Origin of the sequence: Methanospirillum sp. (assembly GCF_028679455.1) — an archaeon.
Classification (GTDB): Archaea; Halobacteriota; Methanomicrobia; order Methanomicrobiales; family Methanospirillaceae; genus Methanospirillum.
The window spans coordinates 1-4,560 of sequence record NZ_JAJRBM010000434.1; the positions used below are offsets into that span (position 1 = coordinate 1).

At 51.5% G+C, this 4,560-nt stretch carries 4 protein-coding genes and 1 pseudogene; all 5 read right to left on the reverse strand.

Translation table 11 applies throughout. The features are described 5' to 3' along the window. Positions 1-627, reverse strand: a pseudogene (locus LUQ50_RS14960) (methanogenesis marker 15 protein); the annotation flags it as partial. Further along, complete coding sequence (locus LUQ50_RS14965) at positions 620-1,069, reverse strand: methanogenesis marker 5 protein (protein WP_300041064.1); 450 nt, start codon at positions 1,067-1,069, stop codon at positions 620-622. The gene LUQ50_RS14965 and the pseudogene LUQ50_RS14960, both read right to left, overlap by 8 nt. A gap of 1 nt (position 1,070) precedes the next feature. Continuing rightward, on the reverse strand, positions 1,071-1,529 hold the full coding sequence (locus tag LUQ50_RS14970; RefSeq protein WP_300041066.1) for a methanogenesis marker 6 protein: 459 nt from the start codon (positions 1,527-1,529) through the stop codon (positions 1,071-1,073). Beyond that, positions 1,526-3,055, reverse strand: a complete 1,530-nt coding sequence (locus tag LUQ50_RS14975; protein WP_300041068.1) for a methanogenesis marker 3 protein — start codon at positions 3,053-3,055, stop codon at positions 1,526-1,528. Before LUQ50_RS14975 ends, LUQ50_RS14970 begins: the two co-directional genes overlap by 4 nt. 8 nt (positions 3,056-3,063) lie before the next feature. Beyond that, positions 3,064-4,560: methyl coenzyme M reductase system, component A2 (gene atwA, locus LUQ50_RS14980; protein ID WP_300041070.1), on the reverse strand; the 1,497-nt coding region annotated here is incomplete at its 5' end.

Sequence of the window (4,560 nt, forward strand, 5' to 3'; positions counted from 1 at the left end):
AGTCCCGATGGCATCGAGATCCTCGCGTTTGACACCAGCTTCCTCAAATGCAAGAGCCATAACCTCATCTGCACTTCCCAGCACTTCCGTAGTCGGACGCCAGCCGGTACCGATGATCTCGTTATCCTGCATGATGATGGCTTTTGTTGTTGAAGAACCCGAGTCAATCCCCATCGTAAGACCCACCTGGCGTTCACGGGCGAGAAGGGCACGACGACGGGCAATCGTAGTCAGCGCTTCCATTCTGGTCAACAGAGTACCTGATGTCGTCCTTTCAGTAAACGAGTAACTGACTACCGGGAGGGTTGAGTGTTCATGGATATATCGCCTGAGTTCGTTTCTGACGATGGCAGCCTCGGCACAGCGAAAACAAGACCCAATAAATACCGCATCTGCTTCCACTGATCCCTCTACCAGTGCTACTGCCCGGGCTATCGCAAGTTTAAGATCACCAGACCGAACATCAAGACCGAAATCCCTGAAATTTTTCCTGATATCTGCAAGTGAGAGATCAGGAAAAAAAACCTCTGCACCAACTGCTTCAGCAGCAGTATAGATCTCTTTTTGCACACCGCTGTACTCAGGCCCGCATGAGAGCTGGGCTATCCTGACCAGATCCTCACTCATGGGAACCTCCCAGATTCTGCAAAAATTCCTTGATTCTTCTGACAAAAGCAATACCGGTATCCTCATCTAAAGGATACTCAAGTTCCAGAACCGGTACCCCTTTCTGCTTGATCAGGAACTCAACCAGTTCGTCAGTTCTGGCGCATCCCATGCAACCGAATGCATAATCAGCATGCCGAACGATAACCGCAGCCTCTGCTTCCTCTATCAGGGGGCCGAAGAGTGACATCCTCCCCCTGACACCGGAAGGAACCTCAACTGCTGCCCACCTGAGTCCTCTTTTTGCATCTTCAGGAGTCATCTGAAGCGGGGGGGAGTCAAGCCCAGCGGTCTGAATACGTTCGCGGATCGAAAGGGCGGTTCCGAGGGGTTTGTGCCCGAATCGGGCAACGAGATCAGAGAGTATCAGGCTGGTTGCAGGATAAATAAACACTTTTGCCATATTATGGAACCTCAGCATCGATGAGTTGCTTCAGTCTCTGGATATCAAGCGGCGTGGTCTCCTCCATGGGCGGTAGTGGAGGGGATGAAGTTGGTTCTGCATTGATCTGATCAATGCCCTTGGAGATCCATCTGACCAGACCAATCTCGAATTCATGCCCGAAGTAACCGGGACGTGCACCACCAAGATTTGCCCGACAGCGACGTGGATCCCCGGGAGGAAATCCCCTGTCCTTAACAAAAATATGAGAGGGATCCAGTTTTCTGATGTGGGAGATTGCCATATCAACTTCAGACTCTTCTCCGGTGATCTGCAGCCCGAAGCAGGTCTCTTTAATCATCACCTTTTCGCTGACCTCATATGCACGAACGGCGAGATCATCGGGGGTGGTCTTGTATGACTCAACAAAGACATACTTCGTGACCGTTCCCTGGTACAGCGGGGGAATCTTCTGTTTCACTGATGCACCTCCCTGAAATAAACCATGTCGCCTTCTTTGAGTTCACTCAGTTTATCAAGATCCACTACCCTGCCTATCACGTTAGTCCCAGAAAACGGTTCAGAGGTAGGACCAAACTCGCTATTGTCACTCGTCCGGACACCTACCATTCCGACACCCTTTCTTGACTCGTTTGTCATGGCAAAATCTCCGGCACTTACCTCATCATCAGGCGTATTTTCCGGTTTGACATTGGTAGTTTTTGGGATCCTGGTCTGGAAGAGATAGACATCGTCAAAGGCAAAGAAGAGAGGAAGCCTGCCAACATCATGAAATTTCAGACCTGTGATCTCACGGAATATCCTGCAGGTATCGGGAGCATGGAGATCGTCCAGCGTGATATCAACGACCTGTGAGACAGGAACCGTCTTCACTGCGACCATTCCACCGGCCAGCACGTCAAGAGTAGTTGCCGGCTCCTGGGAGATGATGATCCGGTCAGGCCCATCACGGTCAGAAGTGAGGGTTACCCCCCGATCAATAGCAAACGAGACTGCCTGATCAAGTCTGACTCCGACCAGATCAAACTTGTCAGGAGTGACTTGGACCTCAAAGGTATCTCCTTCTTTTGCGATTTTCGCGATCTCAATACCGTGAACCACCTGACCGGTCCGGGTGTGGGCAAGGCTTCGGGGAAGATCCTCGGTATAGATATATACCGAACCCTGCTTTTTTCCGGAGGTTCGTAGCATAACTGCTCCCTCCCGTCGGGAGGCTCCTGCTTCATATGGAATTGCAGTCCCGGTTAAGGAATCACATCTGATATGTGTACTCATCCGTTGAGCACAGGAAAATCTCCTGCTCCGGAGGGCAAGCAACAGATATTCAACGCTCTCAGCTGCAAGATTATCATACCGGCCGGTCGAACTGTCATACCCCTGCACCTCGATCCTGATATGACTGATGATCTGCATCCCTTCAGTTACCTCATAACTCATATCAGTAGTAGTTAGTGCATCTACTGATTCCGAAAATGAGATGACGGGATCTATAGCCAGAATCCGGTCTCCGGCGCCAAGCCGGTCAACCACTCCACGACCGGATACTACCTGACCAATCCGGCCTCCGCCTGCCGCTGCTCCGTAGTCAGCCGAGTGAGTCTTCCTGGCAAAAACCACCACTGAACGGGAGGGGTCATACCCACCACACCCAAGGATAAGATCGCCCCGTTCATATCGCGAAGGACGTCGGGAAGGAGAGAAATCTGCAGAAAACGTCCCAAAACTAACGGTCTGGCGGTCCTGCCACCGGACTGCAAGATCTTCGGAATGGGAAGTCCAACCGCTTATCTCCCCGGCTCCTTCTATCTCGACCACGATCTCTCCTGCAGTTGTTTTCAGTAAAAACTGCCGGGTTTCTGCATGACTGGTCTGGCTTGGTCTGATTACAGCGACACTCAGAGAGGTATCATGACCTGGCAACAGATCACCAAGAGTAGTGCCGGGGGTGATTTCCTTCCGGTTGCCATCAAGCATGACTGTTGCCATAATGGTTTTTACTCCGCTGCCATGATCTGGCGTTCCTGTTCTGTCACTTCTGACAGGACCTCTTCAGTCGGGCCGATTTTGATAATCTTCCCAAACCGCATCAGGGCACACCGGTCACAGGTTTCACGTACGAAATCCATATCATGCGAAACGATGATGAAGGTTTCTTCGCTCTCTTCGCGGGAGTGCATGATGGAATGCTTCACATCCACCTTGGTTATCAGATCCATGGTCCCGGTTGGCTCATCAAGAATCACCACATGAGGCTCCCGGATCAGGACCTGGGCTAGGGCAACCCGATGCCTTTCACCTTCTGAGAGGGTCCCAGGCAACCGTTCCAGGATCTCCCTGCTCTTCTCATTCGAGAAACCTGCCATCTTAAGGGTGATGATCGCTTTGCGCATCGCCAGTTCTTTCGGAAACTCAAGCCCGATTGCATCAGTCAGATTATCGAGCACCGTCCGGTGGGGAAAGAGATCATATTCCTGGTGAAGCAGACCGATGTATTGTTTTGCCCGCCCCCTGAAATCAAATCCCGGTTTGGTCATATCGACCCATTCGTCTCCGACCAGTGCAAGCAGATCACCGCTCGTTGGTTCCAGGATTCCGGCAATCATTTTAGAAAGTGTGGTCTTTCCTGCTCCTGATGTTCCGATTATCCCGAAGATCTCCTTCCGGTTGACTGAGAGATCCACCATATCAACCGCACGAATAAGTCCCCGGTCAAGGGAAACATACCGCTTGGTGAGTTCACGTGCCCGCAATATCTCCTCACCAACCTCGATCGCGGTGAACTTCTCATCGTCATGATATCCTTCCATGAAGACGGCAACCACTTCTGCAGGTGTTCCGATCGCCTTAATAGCACCATCCTCAAGGAGTATTGCACGATGAACAATATCTTCAAGTATCTGGGTGAAGTGAGAAGTGACCACCATAGCCATACCAGTCTCTTCTGCCGACTCCTTCAGGGTCTGATGAACGATGGTCGCAGTCTTCCCATCAAGTGTTCCGGTCGGTTCATCAGCATAGAGACAGAAAGGTTCTTTTGCCAGTTGTCTGGCAAGTACCACCCGCTGTTTCTCACCACCTGAGAGATCCCGGGCAATATGCATCATCCGGTGAGAAAGCCGCACCTGATCCAGAAGATCGGCGGCCCGGGATACTGATTGATGAGAGGGATAACTTACATCGTCCAGCGCTTTCAGGACATTATCAATGACACGGTCGTTACCATAGAGGGCGAATGTTCGTTGGAACATGATGGCGTTCCGCCGCATGATACGCCGTTTCATCTGCTCGTTTTCAGGATTCCAGAAGTCAACATCACAGGCTTTAAGGGTACTACCACATCGGGGGCAGACCGAACCATCCTGACTCCCGACCGATACATAATCGCACCCATCGCAGGCAGCGATATGATAGATGACTTTGCCACTGGATGGAGGCTCATCTACCCCATGGAGGAGATGCATCAGGACAGTTTTCCCTGCCCCACTCCGGCC

Bases quoted from the DNA above. Each gene is read 5' to 3' on its own strand.
- LUQ50_RS14975 (WP_300041068.1), bottom strand. From the start codon at position 3,055: ATGGCAACAGTCATGCTTGATGGCAACCGGAAGGAAATCACCCCCGGC.
- LUQ50_RS14965 (WP_300041064.1), bottom strand. From the start codon at position 1,069: ATGGCAAAAGTGTTTATTTATCCTGCAACCAGCCTGATACTCTCTGAT.